General features: G+C 70.8%; 19 protein-coding genes. 5 read left to right on the top strand and 14 right to left on the bottom strand.

The annotated features are described in order from the left end of the window. Window positions 1-23: 23 nt before the first annotated feature. Window positions 24-1,193: an acyl-CoA dehydrogenase family protein gene (locus ACOZ38_RS13830; RefSeq protein WP_424530907.1), complete on the bottom strand. Its 1,170-nt coding sequence runs from the start codon at window positions 1,191-1,193 to the stop codon at window positions 24-26. 231 nt (window positions 1,194-1,424) lie between these two features. Then, on the bottom strand, window positions 1,425-2,075 hold the full coding sequence (locus tag ACOZ38_RS13825; protein WP_424530906.1) for a TetR/AcrR family transcriptional regulator: 651 nt from the start codon (window positions 2,073-2,075) through the stop codon (window positions 1,425-1,427). 188 nt (window positions 2,076-2,263) lie between these two features. On the opposite strand from ACOZ38_RS13825, the gene ACOZ38_RS13820 reads away from it, so the two are divergent. Together ACOZ38_RS13820 and ACOZ38_RS13815 are read left to right on the top strand one after the other, a co-directional pair. Further along, window positions 2,264-4,636 (top strand): acetate--CoA ligase family protein, encoded by a 2,373-nt coding sequence (locus ACOZ38_RS13820; protein WP_424530904.1) that lies wholly within the window; start codon window positions 2,264-2,266, stop codon window positions 4,634-4,636. A 251-nt stretch (window positions 4,637-4,887) separates the two neighbouring features. After that, window positions 4,888-5,556: a hypothetical protein gene (locus tag ACOZ38_RS13815; protein ID WP_424530902.1), complete on the top strand. Its 669-nt coding sequence runs from the start codon at window positions 4,888-4,890 to the stop codon at window positions 5,554-5,556. A gap of 142 nt (window positions 5,557-5,698) precedes the next feature. Here the strand turns inward: ACOZ38_RS13815 and ACOZ38_RS13810 are convergent, their stop codons facing one another. From ACOZ38_RS13810 to ACOZ38_RS13785, 6 genes are all read right to left on the bottom strand, one after another. Then, complete coding sequence (locus ACOZ38_RS13810; protein ID WP_424530901.1) at window positions 5,699-6,115, bottom strand: ferritin-like domain-containing protein; 417 nt, start codon at window positions 6,113-6,115, stop codon at window positions 5,699-5,701. Between the two features lie 83 nt (window positions 6,116-6,198). Then, on the bottom strand, window positions 6,199-8,505 hold the full coding sequence (locus ACOZ38_RS13805; protein ID WP_424530899.1) for a glycosyltransferase family 39 protein: 2,307 nt from the start codon (window positions 8,503-8,505) through the stop codon (window positions 6,199-6,201). Beyond that, complete coding sequence (locus tag ACOZ38_RS13800) at window positions 8,502-9,719, bottom strand: glycosyltransferase (protein WP_424530896.1); 1,218 nt, start codon at window positions 9,717-9,719, stop codon at window positions 8,502-8,504. The genes ACOZ38_RS13805 and ACOZ38_RS13800 overlap by 4 nt, the downstream gene beginning before the upstream one ends. Before the next feature lie 63 nt (window positions 9,720-9,782). Next, window positions 9,783-11,165 (bottom strand): HAMP domain-containing sensor histidine kinase, encoded by a 1,383-nt coding sequence (locus tag ACOZ38_RS13795; RefSeq protein WP_424530894.1) that lies wholly within the window; start codon window positions 11,163-11,165, stop codon window positions 9,783-9,785. Further along, window positions 11,165-11,881, bottom strand: a complete 717-nt coding sequence (locus ACOZ38_RS13790) for a response regulator transcription factor (protein WP_424530892.1) — start codon at window positions 11,879-11,881, stop codon at window positions 11,165-11,167. Before ACOZ38_RS13790 ends, ACOZ38_RS13795 begins: the two co-directional genes overlap by 1 nt. A 34-nt stretch (window positions 11,882-11,915) precedes the next feature. Next, window positions 11,916-13,454: a phytoene desaturase family protein gene (locus ACOZ38_RS13785; protein ID WP_424530891.1), complete on the bottom strand. Its 1,539-nt coding sequence runs from the start codon at window positions 13,452-13,454 to the stop codon at window positions 11,916-11,918. Between the two features lie 93 nt (window positions 13,455-13,547). Here ACOZ38_RS13785 and ACOZ38_RS13780 point away from each other — a divergent pair, with 93 nt between their 5' ends. The 3 genes from ACOZ38_RS13780 to ACOZ38_RS13770 all read left to right on the top strand — a co-directional run bounded on the left by ACOZ38_RS13780 (window position 13,548) and on the right by ACOZ38_RS13770 (window position 17,333). Beyond that, window positions 13,548-14,495 carry a pseudouridine-5'-phosphate glycosidase gene (locus tag ACOZ38_RS13780; RefSeq protein ID WP_424530889.1) on the top strand — a complete coding sequence of 316 codons (948 nt, stop codon included), beginning with the start codon at window positions 13,548-13,550 and terminating at the stop codon, window positions 14,493-14,495. Then, entirely contained in the window at window positions 14,496-15,419 is a 924-nt protein-coding gene (locus tag ACOZ38_RS13775; RefSeq protein ID WP_424530888.1) for a carbohydrate kinase family protein, read from the top strand. A 120-nt stretch (window positions 15,420-15,539) separates the two neighbouring features. Next, window positions 15,540-17,333: a hypothetical protein gene (locus tag ACOZ38_RS13770; RefSeq protein WP_424530887.1), complete on the top strand. Its 1,794-nt coding sequence runs from the start codon at window positions 15,540-15,542 to the stop codon at window positions 17,331-17,333. Between the two features lie 63 nt (window positions 17,334-17,396). On the opposite strand, the gene ACOZ38_RS13765 is transcribed toward ACOZ38_RS13770, so the two are convergent. The 6 genes from ACOZ38_RS13765 to ACOZ38_RS13740 form a co-directional block, all read right to left on the bottom strand. Next, window positions 17,397-17,855: a GNAT family N-acetyltransferase gene (locus tag ACOZ38_RS13765; RefSeq protein WP_424530885.1), complete on the bottom strand. Its 459-nt coding sequence runs from the start codon at window positions 17,853-17,855 to the stop codon at window positions 17,397-17,399. Window positions 17,856-17,865: 10 nt separating this feature from the next. Continuing rightward, window positions 17,866-18,066, bottom strand: a complete 201-nt coding sequence (locus ACOZ38_RS13760; RefSeq protein WP_424530884.1) for a hypothetical protein — start codon at window positions 18,064-18,066, stop codon at window positions 17,866-17,868. 39 nt (window positions 18,067-18,105) lie between these two features. Then, complete coding sequence (locus ACOZ38_RS13755) at window positions 18,106-20,871, bottom strand: M48 family metalloprotease (protein WP_424530882.1); 2,766 nt, start codon at window positions 20,869-20,871, stop codon at window positions 18,106-18,108. A gap of 17 nt (window positions 20,872-20,888) precedes the next feature. Continuing rightward, complete coding sequence (locus ACOZ38_RS13750; protein ID WP_424530880.1) at window positions 20,889-21,407, bottom strand: hypothetical protein; 519 nt, start codon at window positions 21,405-21,407, stop codon at window positions 20,889-20,891. Between the two features lie 292 nt (window positions 21,408-21,699). After that, window positions 21,700-22,134 carry an NUDIX domain-containing protein gene (locus ACOZ38_RS13745; RefSeq protein WP_424530878.1) on the bottom strand — a complete coding sequence of 145 codons (435 nt, stop codon included), beginning with the start codon at window positions 22,132-22,134 and terminating at the stop codon, window positions 21,700-21,702. Between the two features lie 139 nt (window positions 22,135-22,273). Beyond that, window positions 22,274-23,236 carry a hypothetical protein gene (locus tag ACOZ38_RS13740; RefSeq protein WP_424530876.1) on the bottom strand — a complete coding sequence of 321 codons (963 nt, stop codon included), beginning with the start codon at window positions 23,234-23,236 and terminating at the stop codon, window positions 22,274-22,276. Between the last annotated feature and the right edge of the window lie 48 nt (window positions 23,237-23,284).

Genomic DNA, 23,284 nt, shown 5'->3' with positions numbered 1-23,284 from the left:
GACCTCCGGTTGCGGGGGGAACGTCAGGCGATCACGGTGCGGACGCCCCGGCGTACCAGGGAGCGGGACACGATCAGGCGCTGGATCTCACTGGTGCCCTCCCAGATGCGGTCGACCCGCAGCTCGCGCAGGAACCGCTCGGCGACGTTGGTGCGCATGTAGCCTCGCCCGCCGAAGGTCTGCACGGCCCGGTCGGCACAGCGGTAGGCCGCCTCGCTGGCGAACAGCTTCGCCAGGGACGCCTTCGCGTGCACGATCTTGCGGTCGGCGCCGGAGTCGGCGAGCTGGGCGACCTCGTAGACCAGCAGCCTCGCGGCGGCGGCGTCGGCGGCCGAGTCGGCGAGCGGGAACGCCACGCCCTGGTGGTCGATGAGCCGCGCGCCGCCCTGCTCGCGGGCCGCCGCCCACGCGACCGCCTCCTCCAGCAGGCGGCCCATGGCGGCCACGCAGTGCGCGGCGATGCCGAGCCGCTCCTCCACGAACCAGCCCTGCTGGAGCGCCTCGGCCGCACCCGGCTCGCCGAGCACGGCCTCGGGCCCCACCCGCACGCCGGTTAAGCGCAGCGTCGGATGCCCATGCGGGAAGGTGTGGGTGAACGGGGGCTCGTCGACGAACTCCAGGCCCTCGGCATCGGCGTCCACGATGAACAACGTGGGCCCGTACCCCTCACAAATGGCCACGACGATGTGCGCGGCGGCGACGTCCCCGCTGGTCACGAACCACTTCTCGCCGTCGAGGAGCCAGCCGCCCGCGCCGTCGGGCGTGGCGGTCGTGCGGATGCCCGAGGGGTCGGAACCGGCGTGCTCCTCGGTCACGGCGTATGAGATCCATCCCTCCCCCCGCAGCGCGGGCCGGAGGTAGCGGTCGACCTGCTCGGGCGTGCCGGCGGCGAGCACGTTGTAGGCGTCGGGCACCCACCACCACAGGCCGTTGGTGTTACGGCCGAGCTGCTCGTGCGCCACGACGTAGTCGACGGTGGACCACCCCTGCCCGCCGTGCTCGGGTGCGTGCCGGCCGCCGTGCAGGCGCGCGGCGATCGCGGCCTTGACGATGCCGTCCACCACATCCCCGGGCAGCCGGCCGCCCGCGCGCTCGGCGGCCTCCTCATGCGGGACCAGCTCCTCGTCGACGAACCGCCTCGCCCGTTCCTGGAGCTCGGCCTGCTGCGGCGTGAGCCGTACCAGCGACGTCATGTCACCACCCGGATCGCTCTACCCTGACTGGTCACCCAGTCAACTCACCGGAACCGCCCGCTGTCAATAGCGGCCACGCGACAAGGGACAGGCCGGCCCGCGCCTCCCTTAGGCCCGGCATTGCCATGATCATCCGTTGAGGCGCCGGAAGTCATCACCGGGGCGGACCGGCACTCATCCAGCAGAGGGACGATTCGACGGGCCGGGCCCCGTGCTCGGCCCGCCGCTTCGCTAGGAGCCGGGGAAGGCGGAGCGGTCGACGCCGACCTCGCGGGCGGCGGCGATGCGCGCGTGCTCAAGCAGCCGCTTGCGCGACAGCACGGAGGGGTGCAGCGTGTAGCGGATGATCAGCCCGTCGAGCATGCTGTCGAGGCGCTCGGCGGCGCCGTGCGGGTCGTCGCAGGTGAACTCGCCCGAGTCGACCCCGGCCTGGATGACCTGCTCGACCGAGCCGATCCACGCCGTCTCCAGCTCCAGCAGGATGTGCTGGACGACGGCCTCGCGCAGGCCGGCCGCGAAGGCGTCGATCCAGAGGATCCAGCTCTGGTCGGTGCGCGATCGCGGGATGTAGAAGCGGAGGACCCGGTCGAGACGGTCGACGGCGGGGCCGGAGCCTCGCACCAGCTCCTTGAGTTTGGCGACCTCGGTGTCGATGGTCGTCCGGAGCATCGCCGTGATCAGCTCGTCCTTGGTGGCGAAGTGATAGTGGATCAGCCCGCCACTGACGTTCGTCGCCTTGGCGATGTCGGCGACCCTGGTGCTGGAGATGCCTCGCTCAAGCACCACCCGCCGCGCGGCCTCCAGCAACTCGGCCCGGCGATGATCCGCCTGGTCGGCCCGGCTCCCGCGTGTCCCCTCGGCTGTACCCTCAGCACTGCGCACGGCCTGAATCCTACCCGAGCGCCCCGGCCTTCCCGCTGCTTACTGGCGGTTCAGTCAGGCCGGTGTTCCCTGCCGGCCTCCACGCCGCGCGCGTGGCACGGGGGGCTTGAAGCTGACGCTCCTGCTTGCCGCGCACGGCGCGGCAGGGGGTTGACGTTTGACTGGCCAGCCAGTCAGTCTCTGATGGTGTGAAGCTGACGCGCCTGCTGGCCCCCGAGTCCGTCGCCGTCGTCGGGGCCTCCACCCGCCCCGGTTCGTATGGCAACCTCGCCGTGGCCAACCTCGTCGCCGCCGGCTTTCCCGGCCCCGTTTTCGGGGTCCACCCGACCGCCGGCGAGGTGCACGGCGTGCGCTGCTACCCGAGGATCAGGGACCTGCCGGTCGTGCCGGACGCCGTCGTCATCGCGACCCCGGCCGCGACCGTTCCCGCGCTGGTCGCCGAGGCCGGAGAGCACGGGTGCGGCGGAGCCGTCGTGTTCGCGGCGGGCTTCGCAGAGGTGCCCGGCGGCGCGGGCCGGTCGCTGGAGGGCGCGCTGGCGGCGGCGGCAGCGGCGTACGACATGCCGGTGTGCGGCCCGAACGGCAACGGGATCGTCGCGGTCGCGGGACGGGCGCCTTTGTGGGGCGACGCCTACACGCCCCGGCGCGCCGGACCGATCGCCCTGATCTCCCAGAGCGGGAACGTCGCCGTCAACGCCCTGCTCAGCACCCGCGCCCTCCGGCTGCACACGGTCGTGTCGTGCGGCAACCAGGCGGTGGTCGATGCCGCCGGTTACCTCGCCGCCCTCGCCGAGACCGGCGGCGTCCGGTCGGTCGCGCTCTACCTGGAGGACGAGGGCGACGGCGCCCGCCTCGCCGGTGCGCTGGCCACCTGCGCGGACGCCGGCATCGGCGTGGCCGTCCTCAAGGCGGGCACGAGCGAGCTCGGCGCCTCCGCCGCCGCCGCGCACACCGGGGCGGTGGCCGGGGACGCGCGGGTGCTGAGGGCCCTGATCGAGGAGGCCGGGGGCGCCTGGGCCCGCAACCCGCACGAGCTCCTCGAACTAGCCAAGACCCTCGCATACGGCTCCCGCCCCACCCGCCCGAACGGCGACCGAAACGGGAAGGGCACGCGGAACGGGAAGGGCGTGCTGATCGTGACGTGCTCGGGGGGTGACGCGGCGGTCGGCGCGGACGAGGCCGCGCGCCTCGGAGTGCCCCTGCCGCCGCTGTCCCCGCCTACGCGGTCCGCGCTCCTCCCCGTGCTGCCCCCGACGGCGACCCCGGGCAACCCGCTCGACTACACGGCGGTGATCTTCGGGGACACGCGGCGTACCGCCGGCCTCATCACGGTCGCGGCGGCCGACGAGGCGCTCGGGCCGGTGCTCGTCTACTACGACCGGCCTGCGCGGATGAGCGACGACGCGGCGGTGGAGTGGGACGGAGCGCTCGCGGGCGTCATCGAGGCGGCCTCAAGACTCGAAGGTCGCGTGATCGTCGCCTCGACGCTGCCGGAGCTCATGCCGGAGGAGACGGCCGAGCGCTTGGCCGACCACGGGATCATCCCGGTCTCCGGCTTGTCCGAGGGCATCGTGTGCGCCGGAGCGCTCCTCACCCCCATCGGCGACGGCGACCGGTTGCGCGAGATCGCCTCCGCCGCCCGGACGAGCCCCCGCGCCCGCGACCCCTACGACACGGACGGCACACTCCGCACCGACCGTACTGACGTCACTGACGGCGGTGATCACACTGACGGCACCGACGGCAGAGACGAGGCTGGCTGGCTCGCCGAGCATGAGGCCAAGGCGCTGCTGAGCGAGCACGGGATCCCCGTCCCGGCGGGCTTCGTGGTTCACACGCCCGAGGAGGCCGTCGAGGCGTCCGCCACGCTCGGCACGGCGGTCGCGCTGAAGCTCAGCGGCAGGCACCTGCGGCACAAGACCGACCTCGGAGCGCTCCTTCTCGGAGTCAGTGGCGCGGAGGCGGTGCGGCAGGGAGTCACCACGCTCCTGGCCTCGCCGGCAGCCGCACCCGGCACCACCATCACCCCCGAACAGACCCCACCCGGCACCACCATCACCCCCGAACAGACCCCACCCGGCACCACCATCACCCCCGAACAGACCCCACCCGGCACCACCGTCGCCGCTGAGCGGGCCGCGCCCGGCATGGCCGTGCTCGTCGAGGAGATGGTGGCGCAGGGGGTGGAACTGCTGGTCGCGGTCCGGCGGGACGGGGTCGTGCCGGTCCTGGTCCTCGCCCTGGGCGGGACGTGGGTGGAGGTGCTGGACGACGTCGTCCTGCTGCCCCTTCCCGCTACTCCCCGCAGGGTGGTGGAGGCCCTGGGACGGCTGCGCGGGGCGTCGCTGCTGACCGGTGCGCGCGGACGCCCCCCGGTCGACCTGGCGGCGCTCGGAGAGCTCGCGTCCCGGACCGGCGACCTGGCCCTCGCGAAGAACCTCACCCTGGTGGAGCTGAACCCGGTGATCGCCACCCCGGAGGGCGCGACCGCGGTGGACGCCCTGATCCAGACCGGACGACGCCCTGACCCGGACGGACGACGCCCCACTCCGACGCCCTGACCCGGACGGACGACGCCCCACTCCGACGCCCTGATCCGAACCTGACGAAGCCCACTCCGACGCCCTGATTCGAACCTGACGATGCCCCTCTCCGCGGTCAGGCTCTGATCCGAACTCGACGATGCCCGGCTCTTGCGGGGCGGATCCGTCGGCCGGGGAACGGCCCGGTGGCAGGAAATCCGGTTGGCCACGGTGCCTGCGGCGGGTGACACTGCGGTGTGCGATCTCAAGAGCGGATGGAGCGGGCCGCCATGGAGATGGAGCGGGCCATCAAGGAACTGGGCGGCGTGATCTACACGGCGTTGCGCGACGACGACCTGAGCGCCGATCCCGCGCGGCGCGGGGAGGGCCTGGGTCCGCGGCCTGGCGACGTGATCGAGCTGGCCTGCCTGCTGGAGGAAATCGGCCGGTCGAGCCCGGCCGTAAGGGAACTCCTCGAGCGCCCCACCGCGGAGCTGACGCCCGAGGACGTGGCCCGGCTGGGGCGCCGGCTCCTCCAGGAGATCAACTACCAGCCGTCCTTCGACGACGAACCGGGCCTGTGGGCGACGCTCGCGCAGGCGCTACTCGTGGTGGAACGCGACGTCCGCGCCACGGGGATCTCCGGGCCGCTACGGCTGACCGTCCCCGACTGGGACATCGGCGGCCACGCCCGGGTGGAGTTCAGGAACGCCTTCCAGGGCAACGGCATCCCGCCCGGCGTCGGAGCGGACGACCTGGACGCGCTCGTGAGCGTCGCCGACGCCACCCAGGAGGTCGTCATGGAGATGATCTGGGCCGCCTGGCCCACCTGTCCCGAGCACCGCCTGGGCCTGTACGCGGGGTCGGAGCGCGGGACGGCCATCTGGCGATGCGGCGGCACGGGCACCGGCATGCACACGGTGGCACCGGTGGGCCGGCTCACCATCGAACACCGCTAGCGGACCACTCCCAGGGACCTCGAACGGACCGGTTCCCTATCCCCTGTGGCGCCGTGGCCCTCCGCCCACCCTTCTCGTTCCCGGCGGGGAGGACGGCCTGGGTGGGCGGCGCGGCCGGGCGAGGACTTCAGCCGGTTGATCCCTACTTGCCGAGGGCGCCCTGGAGGTCCATGACGTGGTCCTGGGTCTGCTGGAGCAGGGGGCGCAGGGCCTCGGCGACGTCCGGGAGCCCCAGCTCCACGGCCTGGCTGACCCGCTCGCGGTAGCGCTGGAGCTGGGCCTCTTCGAGCTCCAGGTCGAGCTGGAGCGCGGCGGCGCCGTCGGGCACGCTCGGGATCTCGGGCACCGAGACGGACGGGATGCCGCCGAGGAACGCGATCTGCCCGGCCAGCGTCGTCGCGTGCTCCAGCTCCTGGCCCAGGTGGGCCTTGAGCTCCTCGATGATGCTCTGGTACTCGGGCCCCTTGACCGTGGCGGTGTGCTGCGCGTACTGCACGATCGAGCGGTACTCGCTCTCCAGGTCCTCGTTGAGGAGGGCGATGAAACTGTGCTGGTCCACGCTTGATCATCCTTCCGTTCGCTGTAGACCTGCCCTCCTACCCCCTATCGCGGCGACAATGCGGCTCCACCCGGCCACACCGTTCAGCCGAGCTTGTAGAGCGACTGGGCGGTGTCCGATCCCCCGTACTCGGTGGGGTCCACGAGGGTCCCGTTGGCCTTCACCCACGCGGTGACCTCGTCGTTTCCTCGCTCGGGACCGCCCATGCCCCCGCCGAGCATGAGGTACTTCAGCCGCCCGCTGCTGACGTACTCCCGCAGCTTGGCCACGGTCATGGCGGCGTCGCTTCCGGTGAAGCCGCCCATCGCGATGACCGGCTCGCCGCCGGTGGACAGGATGATCGACGAGGCGCTCTGGGCGCTGCTGACCGCGAGCAGCCAGGTGGCGCCGCCCCGGTTCCTCTCCAGGTAGGAGATCATCGCGGCGCTGACGTCCCCGCCCCGGCCGCCGCCGAAGCCGCCTGGTGCCCGCCTCCCCGTACCAGAAGGCGCGCCCGGAGGCACGGCCGTCCCGGAGGGCCGCTGGGCGCCGGCCGGCGGGTTGCCCAGGGAGCCGGGAGCCCGGCCGCGCATCCCGGGAGGTCCTCCAGAGCCCCCCATGCCGCCGAACCCGCCGCTTCCCGCCGGTCCAGCCGTGGGGTTGGTGCCGTTCACGGCCGAGGACAGCGGGGTCAGCGCGTACGCGGTGGGGCCCGCGAGACCTCCCGCGAGGCCGAGGACCAGGGCGACGGCGGCGAGCCGTGCCCTCCCCCGCCCGCCGAGCCGCAGGACGAGCAGCCCGATCGCCGCGACCGCGCACAGGCCGGCGACGGCGTACGCGAGCCACGGGGCCCACTCGGGAGTACGGCGGAGCACGGCGAACGCCCAGGCGCCGGTGACCGCGATGCCCAGCGGCAGCACCCAGGCCCACGCGCGCGTCCGCAGGTACGCCTGCCACATCAGCACTCCACCGAGCCCGGCCAGAGCGGACACGGCGGGGGCGAGCGCCGTGGAGTAGTACGGGTGGAAGGTCCCTGCCGAGAAGCTGAAGACGGCGTAGTGGACCACCAGCCATCCACCCCAGAGGAGCAGGGCCGCCCGCAGCCCGGAACGGCGCTCCGGGAGGAACCGCCCGAGACCGCGACCGGAGCGGTCATCGGTACGGACGTGGCCCGACCCATCACCCGTGACGACAGGACCGGAGCGGTGATCTATAAGGACGGGGCCGGAGCGGTCACCCGTGAGAGCCGGCTTCCTGCTGGAACGACGGCTCGTGAGCACGAGCCCGGCGACCAGCGCGAGTGCGGCGAAGGGGATCAGCCACGAGATCTGACCGGCCATGACGTCGTTGAACAGCCGTCCCGCGCCAGACGCCCCGCCGAAGCCGCCACCACCGCCGCCTCGCCCGGCCGCCCCCTCGCCGCCGAAGATCCGGCCGAGGCCGTTGTAGCCGATGACCAGGTCCCACACCGTGTTGTCCGTGCTGCCGCCGATGTACGGCCGGTCGGCGGCGGGCCACAGGTCGACGACGACCATCCACCAGGCACTGGACGCCACCAGGACGGCGCCCGCGACCAGCAGGCGGGCGAGGCGTGCCAGGATCCTGCCGGGCGCGGCGTACAGGTAGACCAGGGCGAACGCGGGGAGCACCAGGTAGGCCTGCAGCATCTTGGTGGTGAAGGCCATGCCGACGAGCAGGCCGCAGAGCACCAGGGTCCGCGTCCGCCCGGTCCTGATCGCCTCGGCGCAGAACCAGGCCGCCGCGACCAGGAGCAGCACGAGGATGGTGTCGGGGTTGTTGTCCCTGTTGATCGCCACGGTGATCGGCGTCAGCGTCATCACCAGCGCCGCGACCAGCCCCGCCACGTGCCCCCACACCCCGCCGGGCGCGGGCCGTACGTCATGGCGCGGGGTCTCGCCCACCGCGCGCCCGTCACCGTCGGGCACACCCGTCCCGCCGGACACGGAGCCGTCGGACACACCCGTCCCGCCGAAGGCGCGGCGTACGGCCGAGTGGACGAGGGCGACGGACCCGACCCCCGCCAGGGCCTGCGGCAGCAGCATGCTCCAGGTGCCGAAGCCGAAGATCCGCGCCGACAGCCCCATCACCCACAGCGCGAACGGCGGCTTGTCGACGGTGATGAACGACCCCGCGTCGACCGCGCCGAAGAAGAACGCCTTCCAGCTCCGGGTGCCCGACAGGATGGCGGCGGAGTAGTAGTCGTTGGCGTACCCGTTGCGGCCGAGCGCCCAGGTGTAGAGCACCGCCGCGAGCGCGAGCACACCGAGCAGCGCGGGCCGCGCCCAGCGGGGATCCTCCGGGCGGCCGAGCACCACCCGGGCGAGGCGGCCACGCCCGGCGGGACGGTGCCGTCCCCCGGCGGCCGGGGGCCGTTCGACGTCCACGGTCATCGGGAGCCCTCCTTCCGGCGGCCCGGGCTGAACACCCAGGCGCGCAGCAGCACGAAGCGGACCAGGGTGGCGGCCCCGTTGGCGACGACGACCCCGGCGAGCTCGACCGACCTCGGCGCGCTCGCGGGCAGCAGCGCCAGCGTCCCGGTCGTCAGCGCGAGGCCGACGAAGAACGCGACCAGGCCCTCCACCTGGTGCCGGAGGGCCCCGGCCGAGCCGGTCACCCCGAAGGTGAAGCGCCGGTTGGCGGCGGTGTTGGCGACGGCGGTGACCAGCAGAGCGACGGCGTTGGCCACCACGGCGGGGGTGACGCCGCGAAGCACCCAGAACAGGGCCAGGTAGGCGAGGGTGCTGACCACCCCGACGACCACGAAGCGGGGGAGCTGGCGCACCATCCCCGACGGCAGCCGGGCGGCGGCCACCTGGTCGGGAACCGGGATGCGCGCCGCGCCGGACAGTGTCCTGCGTGCCACCCTGGCCATCCCCCTGAGGTCGTCGAGCGCGGTCCGGAGGACGTCGACCCTGCTGTCCGGGTCGTCCACCCAGTCGACGGGGACCTCGTGGATGCGAAGGCCGTGGCGTTCGGCCAGCAGCAGCAGCTCGGTGTCGAAGAACCACTCCTCGTCCTCGACGGCCGGCAGCAGGGCCTGGGCGATCTCGGTACGTACCGCCTTGAAGCCGCACTGGGCGTCGGAGAAGCGGGCGCCCATGGCCGAGCGCAGCAGCAGGTTGTAGGCCCGGGAGATGATCTCCCGCTTGGGCCCGCGCTCGACCCGGGCCGCCCTGGACAGGCGGGTGCCGATCGCGAGGTCGCTGTGGCCCGACAGGAGCGGGGCGATCAGCGGCAGGAACGCGGTCAGGTCCGTGGACAGGTCGACGTCCATGTAGCTGACGACGTCGGCGTCGCTCTCGGCCCAGACCTGGCGAAGCGCCCGTCCCCGGCCCTTCTTGTCCAGGTGGACGGCCCCCACATGGGGCAGGTCGCGGGCGAGCCCGGTGGCGATGTCCCAGGTGCCGTCGGTGCTGGCGTTGTCGGCGACCGTGATGCGGAAGCCGTACGGGAAGGTGCGGGTCAGGTAGTCGTGGAGGCGGCGGACGCTCTGCGCGAGCACCCGCTGCTCGTTGTACACCGGGACGACCACCTCGACGAGGCGGGTCCCGGTCTCCGGGGCGAGGGACGCCTGTGCGGGCGCCGGTGCGAGGGAGGAGGTCATGCGCGATGACCGGGGATCGGCTGGCTCATGGCTCCACCGTCGGGGAGCGGGATTGAACCACCCTTAGGCGTTGATTAACCCTGTCTGAGAATGCGCCCGGCCGGGCAGCCTCAGGCTGGCGCGGGCGCCGCCCCCGGGTGCGTTGGAGAGGGCCACCTCGCCCCCCGCGTCCCGTACGGCCTGCGCCACGATGGCGAGGCCGAGGCCGGAGCCGGGCATGCTCCTGGCCGTGGACGAGCGCCAGAAGCGGTCGAAGACGTGCGGAAGCTCGTCCTCGGGGATGCCGGGGCCGTGGTCGCGCACGGTCAGCTCTCCCCCTTCGAGCCGCGCGGTGACCGTGCCCCCGGCGGGGCTGAACTTCACGGCGTTGTCGAGCAGGTTGACCACGGCGCGTTCCAGCGCGCCCTCACGGCCATGGACGAACCACTCGCCCAGCTCGGCGTCGATGCGCACGTCGTGGGCGCGCAGGCGGGCGCGGGCGACGGCGGCCTCCACCACCTCGTGGAACGGCAGGTCCACCGTGGGCTCCTCGCCCCCGGACACGCGCGACAGCTCCAGCAGGTCGCCGACGAGGGCGGACAGCTCGGCCATCTGGGCCTTCACGCTCGCGAGCAGGCGCCTTCTGGCCCGCGGGTCGAGCTGCCTGCCGGTGTTCTCGCTGTGCAGCAGCAGGTCGATGTTGGTGCGCAGGCTGGTGAGCGGGGTGCGCAGCTCGTGCCCGGCGTCGGCGATGAGTTGCCGCTGGCGCTCGCGGGAGCTGGCGAGGGCGGCCGTCATCGCGTTGAAGGACGTGCTCAGCCGCGCGATCTCGTCCTCGCCGTCGACCGGGATGCGCGTGAGCAGGTCCTCGGTCCTCGCGATGTGCTCGACGGCGCCGGTCAGGCGGGTGACGGGGCGCAGCGCCGTACGGGAGACGAACCGGCCCGCCGTGGCCGCGCCGAGGACGCCGAGCGCCGCGACCCCCGCGAGCAGCAGCGCGAGGCCGCGCAGCGTCGCGTCGGTGCCCGCCAGCGACCGCGAGACGCTGACGGCCACGCCGGGGCCGACGTTCACGGTCAGCACGCGGACGGTGTCGCCGCTGTCGGTGACGCCGTCCCGCAGCATCCGGGCCCCGGGCAGCCGCGCCATGCGCTGGTCGGCCGGCTCCACCTTGACGGCGTCCCAGCCCTGGGCGCAGCGGGTGCCGTCGGCGAGGACGATCTGCTGGAGGCGCAGGAACGGTCCCGGCTCCTCGGTGCCGCTCGGGTGCTCGGAGCAGTTCCGCTGGATCATCTCGACCGTCCTGCCGCCCAGCGGGGGCTGGTCCAGCGATGTGTCGAGCTGCCGCGACAGCTCGTTGCGCACGAGGAACCAGCAGGCGGCCGCGCAGACGGCGATCGCCACGGCGACGACCGTCGCGACCAGCACGGTCAGCCGCGACCTCATCGACCGGCGCCCGCGCCGCATCAGGAAGGCGTCCTCAGCACGTATCCCACGCCGCGCACGGTGTGGATCAGGCGGGGCGCGCCGCCGGCCTCGGTCTTGCGGCGCAGGTACATGATGTAGACGTCCAGCGAGTTGGACGAGGGCTCGAAGTCGAACCCCCACACGTCGCTGAGGATCTGCTCGCGGGTGAGCACCTGCCTGGGATGGGCGAGGAACAGCTCCAGCAGCAGATACTCCGTGCGCGTGAGCTCCAGCGGGCGGTCGTCCCTGGTGACCTCGCGGCTGGTCGTGTCCATGCGCAGGCCGGCGTGGCTCAGCACCCCGTCGGACACGGCGGCCGGGGCCTGCCTGGCCCCGCGCCGCAGCAGGGCGCGCACCCGGGCGAACAGCTCGTCCAGCTCGAACGGCTTGACCAGGTAGTCGTCGGCCCCGGCGTCCAGCCCGGACACGCGGTCGCCGACGGCGTCCCTGGCGGTGAGCATGAGCACGGGGATCTGGTCGCCCGCCGCCCGCAGGCGCCTGCACGCGGTCAGCCCGTCCACGCGCGGCATCATGACGTCGAGCAGCACCAGGTCGTACCGCTCGCGCCCGAGCGCGTCGAGGGCCTCGGCGCCGTCCTCGGCGAGGCCGACCTTGTACCCCTCGAACTCCAGGCTGCTCTGCAGCGCCTCCCGTAGCGCGGGCTCGTCGTCGACCACGAGCAGCCGCGCGACGTCCCTGTCTCCCGTTGTGCTCACCGGCTCACGGTAGCCGGACATTGTGAGAAGCCCATTAAGGGTTTCCCGCGAGGACCGCCATGGCCGCGTTGTGGCCGGGGATGCCGCTCACGCCTCCCCCGCGCCGGGCGCCCGCGCCGCACAGCAGGATGCGCTCGTGCTCGGTCTCCACACCCCACCTGCCGGTCTCGGCGGGGTCCTCGGCGAACGGCCAGGACAGGTCCCTGTGGAAGATGTGGCCGCCGGGGAGCCCGGCCTCGTTCTCCAGGTCCACGGGGGTCTTCGCCTCCAGGCAGTACGACCCGTCGGGGGCGCGCAGGAGGCAGTCCTCGATGGGCTCGGCCAGCACGCTGTTGATGGAGGCGAGGGTGGCGGCCAGCGCCTCACTCCTCGCCTTTTCCGGATTTTTCCGGAAAAGGCGGGCGGGCATGTGCAGGCCGAACAGCGTCATCGTCTGGGCGCCGGCCTCCCGCAGCGAAGGACCGAGGATCGAGGAGTCGGTCAGCGAGTGGCAGTACACCTCCGCCGGGGGCAGCTCGGGGATCACCCCGGCGACCGCCTGCTCGTACGCGAGCGCGAGCTGGTCGCGCCCTTCGTTGATGTGGAACGTGCCGCTGAACGCCTCCACCGGGTCCACCGACCCGTCCTTCAGGCGGGGCAGGCGCGACAGCACCATGTTGACCTTGAGCTGGGCGCCCTCCGGCGGCTCCTGCGCCCCGCCGAGCAGCCTCGCCATGACGGCGGGCGGGGTGTTGACCAGCAGGTGATCGCCGGTGACGGTGTGCTCGGCGCCCTCGGCGTCACGGAACACGACCTCGCCGCCCGGGTCGATCGACAGCACCTCCATGCCGGTGCGGATCTCCGCGCCGCCGCTCCGCGCCGCCTCGGCGAGCGCCCCGCTGACCGCGCCCATGCCCCCGACCGGCACGTTCCAGTCCCCCGTGCCGTCGCCGACGACGTGGTAGAGGAAGCAGCGGTTGGCCAGCAGGTCCTTGTCGGGGTCGGCGAAGGTGCCGATCAGGGCGTCCGTCAGCACGACGCCGCGCACGGTGTCGTCGCCGAACCGCTCGCGGGCCACCTCGCCGATCGGCCGCTCGAACAGGTCGCGCCAGGCCTCGGCGTCCCCGACCACCTCGCGCAGCGCCGTACGGTCGCGCAGGGGTTCGAGCAGGGTGGGTGCCACCCGCTCGGCGACCCGCGCCGTCTGCCCGTAGAACCGGTGCCAGGCCGCGAGGTCGCCCGGCCCGCCGGTCACGGCGGCGAAGGAGGCGGCGGTCCGGTCCGCGTCGCCGTTGTCCACGAGCAGCCCGGTGCCGCCCACCGGGGTGTACGAGGCGTAGCGCCTGCGCCGCAGCTCCAGCTTGAGCCCGAGATCGGAGACCACCTTGCCCGGCAGCAGGCTGACCAGGTAGGAGTAGCGCGAGAGCCGCGCGTCGACCCCGGGGAAGGCCTGCGCGGAGACCGCGAGGCCGCCCACGTGGGAAAGTCGCTCCAGCACCAGTACGCGGCGCCCCGCTCGCGCGAGGTAGGCGGCGGCGACCAGGCCGTTGTGCCCGGCACCGGCGATGACGGCGTCGTAGTGCGAACGGGGCATGACAAAGTCTCCTAACCCGGACAGTACGGTGAGACGGCACATCAGGGGAACAATCCCCCTGGAGCGTACATACGGAGAGGACCGAGAGCGAGCATGCACATGACCGGCCACGGCGCGGCGATCATCCAGACATCCGAGGAAGTCACCGAGGCCCTGGCCACGGGGGCGCCCGTGGTCGCGCTCGAAACGACGATCATCTCGCACGGCCTGCCGCAGCCCCGCAACCTGCGGGTCGCGATCGAGCTCGAAGAGCTGGTCCGGGAGGCGGGAGCCGTGCCCGCGACCATCGCCGTGCTCGACGGAGTGGCCCGCGTGGGCCTCGACAAGGGCATGCTGGAGCGCGTCGCCACCGAGCCCGGGCTGCGCAAGCTGGGCTTCCGCGACCTGCCGGCCGCCGCCGCGCTGTCGGCCAGCGGCGCCACGACCGTCTCGGCCACCGCGTTCCTCGCGGCCCGCGCGGGGATCCGGGTGTTCGCCACCGGCGGCCTCGGCGGAGTGCACCGCGGATGGACGGCCGACCAGGACGAGTCCGCCGACCTCGACATGCTCTCGAGGACGCGGATCACCGTCGTCTGCGCGGGCGTGAAGTCGATCCTGGACGTGCCCGCCACCCTCCAGCGGCTGGAGACGCGGAGCGTGAGCGTGGCCGGGTACCGCACAGATGAGTTCCCCGGCTTCTACCTCCACACCTCCGGGCTGGCCGTCGACTGGCGCCTTGAGACCCCCGCCGAGGCCGCCGCCGTCATGCGGGCGCAGGACGGCCTGGGTGGCCCCGAGACGGCGCTGATCGTGGCCAACCCGGTGCCGGAGACCGAGCAGCTCGACCCCGGGCTCCACGACCGCGTGCTGGCCGAGGCCCTCGCCGCCGCCGACGCCGAGGGGATCACCGGCCAGGCGATCACCCCGTTCCTGCTCGACTTCCTGGTCAGGGGCACCGGCGGCGCCTCGCTGGAGGCCAACCTGGCCGCCGTGCGGGGCAACACCCGCCTCGCCGGGCAAATCGCCGCCTCGTGGGCCTCGTCGCCGTCGGCGGAGAGCTGAGTGGGCGGTCTGCTCGTCATCGGCGACGTCGTCACCGATGTGGTCGCGCTCCATCACGCGCCGGTCGCGACCGGCACCGACACCGCCGCCGACATCGTCGTGCGACCGGGCGGCTCGGGGGCGAACACCGCCTCCTGGGCCGCCCATCTGGGCGCGGACACGCGCATCCTGACGCGCGTCGGGTACGACACCGGCCCCTGGCACATCGCCGAGCTGCGCGGGGCGGGCGTCCACCCGCACGTGCGGGTGGACCCCGCGCACCCGACCGCCGTCGTGATCGCGATGGTCGACGTGACCGGTGAGCGCTCGATGCTGACCAACCGGGGCGCGGGCGGGCGCATCGGCCCGGGCGACTGGGACGACGGCCTGCTCGACGGCGTGAGCCACCTGCACGTCTCCGGGTACACGCTGTTCGCCGAGCCGGGCCTCGAACTGGTCCGGCTGGCCGTACGGGCCGCCCTGGCGCGGGACGTGCGGATCAGCGTGGATCCTGCCTCGACCGGCTTCCTGCGGGATTTCGGCCCGGACAGATTCCTCGCGGAGACGGCCGCCGCGACGATCATCATCCCGAACCGGGACGAGGCCCTGCTCCTGACCGGCGAGACCGACGTCGCGGACGCGGCGGCGGCGCTCAGCGCGCGGTACGGCATGGCCGCGGTGAAGCTCGGGGCCGGCGGGGCGCTGCTGGCGGTGGCGGGCCGGGTGGTCCACCGGGCGCCCGCCGTGACCGCCCGCGCGGTGGACTCCACGGGCGCCGGGGACGCCTTCGCCGCGGGATTCCTCAGCGCTCTGCTACCAGGTGACTCTCCGGAGTCGGCGCTGGAAGCGGGGTGTCTGGCGGGCGCCGAGGCCGTCACCCGGCTGGGCGGAAGGCCGGGGTCTGCGAGCGGTGTCCACTCGGTTACAGGCTCCGGGATCGGCTAGCGGCTATGTTCTCCCTAGATGGCGCTAATTGATAGCCTCCGGCGTAAGCTGCACCATTAGCAACATGCGTCACACTCGGGAGGATGCGGTCAGCCGATGGACGCCGATTCAATGATCTGCTTGAGTGATCTGGTCCCGGCCCTGCGCTGGAGCCACCCTCAGCAGATCGCCGAAGTGCTCGCCGACCCCCGGCTTCCGGGCGGCTGGTGGGCTTCGGTCGCTCTCAGCCGTGCCCTCGGCACGACCGGTGTCGACTGGCTCTGCGACAGGCTCTCGCGGCTGGCCGTCAGCCGCTGGGACCACCTGGCGCTGATGGACGTGCTGCCCGCGCTCCAGGTCCACATGGTGGACCCAGGGCTTCCCGGCTGGCCCGAGCCCGCGCGCTCGGCGATCACCGGGATGGGCGGATGGCAGCGCCTGCGCAGGCTCACCGCCGCCGACCTGCGGGTCCCGGCGGTCCCCGCGTCCCCCGAAGTGATCATCACCGCCGTCTTCCGTGAGGTGCTCGGCCGGGTTCCCGCCATCGCGCCGCAGGTACCCGGGCCGATCTCGCCGCAGCTCGCCCCGGTGGCGGGCCCACCCCAGCTCGCCCTGCCGCCGATCGCCCCGCCCGCCACGGCGCACACGGGGCCGCACCCGGCGCAGCAGGCCGGCCCCCGCGCCGCGCAGCCGACCGGCCCCCATCCCACGCAGCCCGGCGCGTCCCGCACGGGCCCGCATCCGACGCAGCCCGGCGCCTCCCGCACGGGCCCGCATCCCACACAGACCCCCGACGCCGCGGTTCCCCCGGGGAACGGCGTGCCGCAGGCGCCCCCGTACCGCGAAGCGCCGGCCGCCGCCACCCCGCCGCCACCCCCGGTTTCGGACAACCCCCTCGTGCGGCTCGTGGACGCGGTGTTCCGCGAGTGGACGCCGCTGGAGCGGGCCGTCGCCATCGAACGGCTGTTCGCCGAGGAGCCGATCAGCCTCCGCACGCTCGCCCACGAGCTGCACGTCGACCGCGACGTGCTCTCGCAGGCGCAGCGGGCGGCCGAGGAGCGCGTGCTGCACTGGCTGCGCTCTCCGGAGTCCACCGCGGTGACCGGGCACCTGTTCCGCCTCACCGAGTGGCTGGGCGTCGCCGCCACCGAGGACCAGCTCATCGGGGCCGACCCCGCGCACCCCATCGAGGTGCCCTCACTCGGCACACCCCTGTGGCGGGTGCTGGTCGCGCTCATGCGCGACCGCCGCCTCCAGGACGGCTGGCTCGTCGTCGGCGACCTCGGCAGGCTGCGCGAGCGGACGGCCCAGCTGCTGGGCGACAAGACCTCGGGAGAGGACGCCGCGGAGGTGCTGGCCCAGGTCGGCATCCGCGCCCACTCGGCCCGGGCCTGGATCGACGCCCTGCCCCGGGCGATGACCCGGCAGCCCGAGCCGCCGGCCACGAACGGCTTCAGCCCGCTCCCCCGCCGCACGCCCGGGGCCAACGGCCACCAGATGCGCGGGGGGCTGCCGGTCCCGTCCGTGGCGGAGAACCTGCCCGACGCCCAGACGGCCCTGGCGGCGCTCACCGCGCTGTCCGGGCCTCCCCGGCCGCACCTGGTGCCGGAGCCGCGCGCCGCGACGCACGCGCCGCCGCTGCCCAGTCCCGCCTCCGACCCGCGCCGCTGGCAGCGGATCGACGTGACGAGCGAGCATCTGCGCGGCGAGCCGGTGCCCGTGCCCGAGGGGTACGCCACGCAGCTCGGCATGCGCCCGGGCACGCTGCTGTCGGTCACCGGGCCGGGGGACAACGCGGTCGTCCTGGTCTGGCGTGACCGCCAGCCGGTGTTCGACTCGCTCCAGCCGGTGCTGATGCGGCTCAACGCCCGGCCGGGCGACGCCGTCTACGTCACCGTGGACGGCTACCGCCTGGACGCCCAGCTCACGTCCTGAGGCGTCCGGGCGCCGTCACGGGGTCACGGGGTCACGGGGTCACGGGGTCACGGGGTCACGGGGTCACGGGGTCACGCTAGGCTGCTCCGGCTTGAGCACCTTGCGGTAGTACGTTCCAGCGGACTCGTACTTGAGCGCCTCGTAGAACTCCGGGGCGCGCCTGGTCGCCAGCGCGATGTACCCGGCGTCCCTGGACCGCGCCCACACCTCGAACTCCTCGAGCAGCGCCCGGCCCAGCCCGCGCCTGCGGAAGCCGTGCTGGGTCATCGCCTCCTCGACCCAGGCGACGTGGCCGTTCGCGAACAGGGTCAGGTGCACGTAGCCGAGCAGGTACCCGCGTACGTCACCGTCCACGACGGCGACGAGGACGAGGGCGTCGGGGTTCTCCAGCAGGAGCGGAAAGGCCGCGTCGAACGCCGCCCGCTGCGGGCGGAACGACAGGGCGAACTCGCGGGCCAGTCCGAAGATCTCCTCGGTGTCACTCTTCTCGGCCCTTCGCACCAGGAGATCATCAGATGTCATGAAAAGGACTTTAGGTAGTGGATGGCCTGTTCGTCCATTCGCCGTCGGGGCCAAGATCGCAGTTCGCCATGCCGAAGCAGAGGTTGCCCCCGAGCTGGGTGGCCAGCTCCAGCTGGTCGTAGTAGATGCGATGGCTGGTGATGAGGCCGTCCGCCACGATCGAGACGCTGCACGCGCCGACGGTGATCGGGCGTCCGGTCGCCTGGAACACCCCTCCTCCCGGCACCAGGACGTGGCCCGTCGCTCTGCTCTACCGCGTGTACTGTTCTATCGCCCCCCGAGCGGTGAGAATCTCTAATTGATGCTCATCGCAGGTGTACTGCCCGGTAGAGACCTCGGGGGACGGTCCGTCCGGGGGGGCCGCGGACCAGGCGAGCTTCCCGCCGATGCGGACCTCGACCCTGTAGGCCGTGGTCATGACGCCGCTTGCGACGACAGACGAGAATGGTGCTTGCCATTTTTGGTCGGTGCGTCCTTGAATTGACAAGGTCATCGTCTTACCGTCTGCCGTGAAACCTTGCCCGCGGAAGTCGTAATTGGATGTCGCCGTACCGTCGGCACGGTAAACGACCTGCTTCCCGGATGAGCCTCCGACAGGCCCTCTGACCGTCACCACCTCAGATGACTTCGGACCGGGCGGTTCTGTGCTCACCTCGTAACGTGCGGATTGCAGGGTCCACGTGCCGACCAGGCAGTTGCCTTGCGCGACAGTGGGGGTCCTGCGATCTTCTAGCTGCGATCCTATCCACAGACCGCTGGGCAGCAGGATCGCGATCACTATGCCTGAGATCACCGCGAGTTGCGCGGCGGGACGAGGGGCCGTGAACGCACTCGAGGTGCGGATATCCGCGCTGACAGGGGAGACGCGTCCGAGGCGAGTGATGCCACTTGCCCCCATGCTCGTGACCAGTGCGAGAAGCGGTGCTGTAGTAAAGAACGGCACTGTCAGAAGCTCGGCGTCGCTCCAGCCGATCCATTCGGCGCAGTGCCCTGACTGCGATCCCTCCCAGCAAAGGTCTGTAGAGCCCACAAGCAGGAAAACCGATATCTGGACCACGCTTGTCACGAGGGCAGCCATCAACCCCTGTAACGCGGGCATCCTCCGCGCCGACGCGGCGACCACCGCAGCGACAACGGCCTGGATCAGCGCGGCCGGCAGTGTCAACTGGAGCTGATCCAGGAGAGGGAAAAGCGCGTTAGGTATCCGGACATCGGTGAGACTAGCCGAGTACTCCACCCAGAGAAACGGTGCCACGGCCACGTACACCACGCCACCGGCGAGTCCAGCGGCCAGTGGTTTCCGCGGGTCGAACAGCTCAGTGCCGGCTCGGAACCACGCGGCCAGGGGATACAGCAGACACACAAGGAACACACCGGTGATCACGCTGGGGTATGTCGTCGTTATCGTTTGCTGGATGCCCTCGACGAGCAGGATGAGCTGGCCCAACACCGACCAGGCGCCTTTGGCGACCAGCACATAGCGTTCGGTCAAAATCCGGAACGTTGACTCGTAACCCAGGTAGCTGAATTCGAGATGGACGGCGAGCGGTACAGCGGCGACCACCACCTGAAGCGGGAACCCGGCGAAGAAGGTGACGCGTGCCGTCTCTCGGCGGATGGTCGGCAACCAGGCGGCGGCACCGGTGGTCACCCAGCGGCAGTACAAGATCTGGGACAGCACAATGAGCACGGCGAAGACCACCTGTACGACCGGATACGTGCTGTCCATCGCCACTGCTTGTCCCTGCCATACCCCCCGCTCGCCGACCAGGATTCCCACTCCCAGACCGAGACCGGGAAGTACGCCATGAGGCGGACGCCTACCAGTAGCCAACGACGTCAGGGTGGCTCGCCACATCGCCGGGCCTATCACGCCGGCCGTGAACAGACTGATGATCAACATGGTGGTGACCGCTGCCGCCGCGCTCCGGGAGAACGGACCGTAGTACCAAGAGGTGAAGAGGTCGAGGATCGGCACCGCCGCGACGCCCGCAGCGGTGCCGACAGCGAACGCCTCCCAGAACCCGGTACGGAACAGTGCTCTGGGCCGCGCCAGTTCCGCCACCCGTCTGGACGCGCTGGGATGTGCGCCGAACAGCTCACCCAGACGCCGCCACAGACCGGTGCTCTGTTCCTGACGGGCCAGTACGCGGTTGAGATCGGCGACCTCGTCAGCACCACCACGCACCGCCCATGCGTCGGCTGCCAGCTCACGGGCTCGAAGCACCGACGCGGAGGATAGGAATACCAGCACGGACAGAGCGGCCACCTGAAGGCTGTCCGATCCTATGCTCAGCCAGCTCTCTGCCTTAAGTGTCATCACCGCGTACGGCAGCAGTACCACGAGTGGAAAGGCCAGGCTCAACGCGACGGTCAGCCGGGTGACGTCTACGTCACGGAAACGCAGGTGCGCCAGTTCGTGGCGTACGAGCGCGGAGAACGCGCGGCGGTCGGTGGTGAACGTCGTCAGCAACCCACCATCGATCCGCACGAAATAGCGCGGGAACCAGCCGAAGGTGTTGGCGTTCACCCTGGGGGAAAGGCTGTACAGGAAGATGGGCCGCCGGGCAAGCCCGGCCTGCGCTGTGAGGCTCGCCAATTCGGTCAGGATCTCACCGTGCACATTGGGGTCGAGAGGACGTAATCGGCGAACATACCGATCCCAGAGGGGCAGCAGCCAGTAGACAAGCAATGTCGCCCCGAGAGTCAGACCGATGCCCAGGAGCATGTCCCTGCTCCACTGCTGATCGAATGGTCGCCGGCATCGCGATTGTGCCTCGATGGCCGCACTGTACGCGCGGGCGCTGAGCCCGGTTGTCGGGTACTTCAGAACACAGGCCAGGCTTTCCCGCAGCGAATCGCCGTTGATGAGCATTCGCTGATATGTCGATGCCGCGGTCCCCAGTACAGCGGCGACGAGCACGAGAAAGCGCCCCATCGTCTGTGACGGCAGCGTCCAGACCGATGGCAGGTGACAGGGGTGGCCGGTGATCTCTGCAGGAGGGGCCGAATCCATGGAGAACCTGCCGTCGGTCAATCTTCGGGGTGACCGAATTGGGACACGAACTGTTCGAGTAGCGCGACCCGAAGCCGGATCACCTCGGGTTCCGGCAGTTGCCACTGCGCGCCGTATTTGTCGATCAGCCGGCCCAGCTCTTCGAGCTGGACTTCGGTGAGCGGGCCGGCGAAGGCCGGAGGCAAGGGGCGGCGCTTCCGCTGCTTCCACCAACGACGGACCCGGCCGACCGCCGCTTCGGTGGCTTCCTCCTGCGCCGCCTGAAGCACGACCTGCAGCCCCATCCCTGAAAGGACTGCTACGTATGGCAGTACATGCTGGGCCATCTCGTCGATTCCCGCGCCGCCCAGATCACCACCGCCGCTGGCGGCCAGCCGGGTGGGGTCCTCGCGGTAGCGACCTGGAGCGCGACGGTATTTATCCACTGCTGCGGAGGCGAGTATCCGTTCTGCTGGCGCGAGCGTGTTAAGAACGCCCTCACACAGCGAGAGATGTAGTTCTCCGGGAGTCGGCGGCGGCTCTACTGACGTGGTCATCCAGCCCTCCATCCCTCGGTCGCCTTGCGCTCGTCTTCAAGCGCTGATGGGCCCGTACCACAGTCGATGAAAGCGTAGCGAGCAAGGACCAGGAGTTAAACAGTTCGCTGGATTCGCGCCCAAGTCGATACCGTTCCAGAGGTTATCGAACCGCAACCATTCAGAACGGGCTAATCGGAGCGTGACGAACGCCGGGCCGACGTATCGATCTGCCACGTCACAGTGGGCAACAGGGAAGATGACGATCACGGTGGCGGTGGCTTGATCCGGACCGACATCCTCAGATCCGAAATCACCGCTCTACGAGGAAATTCTGCCAGCTCTGAATTGTTCGCTTGTACAGCTCGGGCATATGAAGAGCCGGTACGTCGGCGTAGTCGAAGAGCCCGAGCTTCTTGTGTTCGTTGGAACTGCGCACCTCCTCGTCGCCGTTGTAAGTGGCTCCGTAGCTGACGATGAAGGTGTGCCGCAGAGGGGTGATCTCATAGACCCAGGTGTCTATGATGTCCTCTACGGTCACGGTGATGTTCAGTTCCTCGAAGACCTCCCGGCAGACGCACACCTCCGGTGTCTCCCCTACTTCAAGCTTCCCGCCGGGGAGTTCCCACTCGTCGCGCTCATTCATGAGCAGCGGTACCTTCCCGGCCAAATCGATGACAAGTTTGACCGATATGGGAAGCTGATACTCGAAATAGCCGGGGTTTCGCTCGACAAGGTACTCTGGCATGCCGTTACTACGGAGGCGGTCAGGGCCGTCCCCCCCGTCGATCACCCAAGCCAGATTGCCTGATGAACCTGCCCTGCCCTCGGTTGGCTTTGCAGGGGATCCGGGGCTCTCTGTGATATCCAGAACCTTCAGAGTGGTGTCACCGTCCGAAGATGTGCGGAATCATTATCAGGGCCAGGCCTGCTGCGAAGGAGGCCAGCACGCGCCACAGTGAGCGGGCCGCCATCAGCGAAAACGCCGAGAACACGATGACGACCGCCCCGGCCATCACCTCTATGAGCAGGATGCCGTCGGAGGGCTTGCTCTGACTTGCGATGTTCGCCCCGGCGGCGATGAGGGCGACCACGGCGGCAAGCAGTCCCAGAAGCTGCAGTTGCTGGTTCTTGAACTCCGTCAGCTCCCGCTTGTTGCTCTCTTGCATCTCATGCCAACGTGCCTGCTGCTCCACCATGTCGATGCCCATCCGTGTGGTCTGGTACTGCATCAACCGCCTGTGGTAATCGCGGCTCTGGCGAGGCTCCAACTCTATGGCCCGAGTAAGGGATATGCGCGCTGAGTCGAATTCATGTCGAAGTGTAAGAATGCGTGATTTTGTCTCGTGATAGTGTGCGATCCGCCCGTTGGTCGAGGTTATGCCCGCGTCTGCGCAGGGCTCCGCTTCTTCGACCTCATTGATCGTCGGAGGCGCCGCCCTTCGCTCAAAATATTCTGCCATGAAAGTGGCCACCTGATGTACGACCCCGGCGACGTCCGACATGTCGCCTGCCGCGCGACGTGAATATTCGACGGCCTTTCTGAGACTCGCCACATCTCCCCGGTTACGTTCTATTATCGCGAGGAAGGTGGGGAAATATGGTTCTTTCTCGAATCGCTTGGCATAACGCACGACCGTGTGCTCGTACTCGCTGTGGCTTTCCTCCCTGCGCAAGCGGAGCAGTAACCCGTATAACGCGCAAAAGCGGATCGAGTGCTCAACCCTGGGCAGTTGCAGGATCCCCTGCAGCGTCTCCTCCGGGTCGGGGATCTGCTCGATGACATCGCGGATGGCCTGTGGAAACTCCGGAGACCTCTGTTCGGGCAGGGCTTTGAGGTACTGAATCACCCGGGTGTAGCGTCTCGATTCGCGCAACCTCAGTCCCTGGCCTCGGCC

The sequence above is a fragment of the Sphaerisporangium viridialbum genome (assembly GCF_049674955.1).
GTDB classification, from domain to species: Bacteria; Actinomycetota; Actinomycetes; order Streptosporangiales; family Streptosporangiaceae; genus Sphaerisporangium; species Sphaerisporangium viridialbum.
Note: the sequence above shows the minus strand (reverse complement) of the source record. Positions and strands in the feature narration are given on the sequence as shown.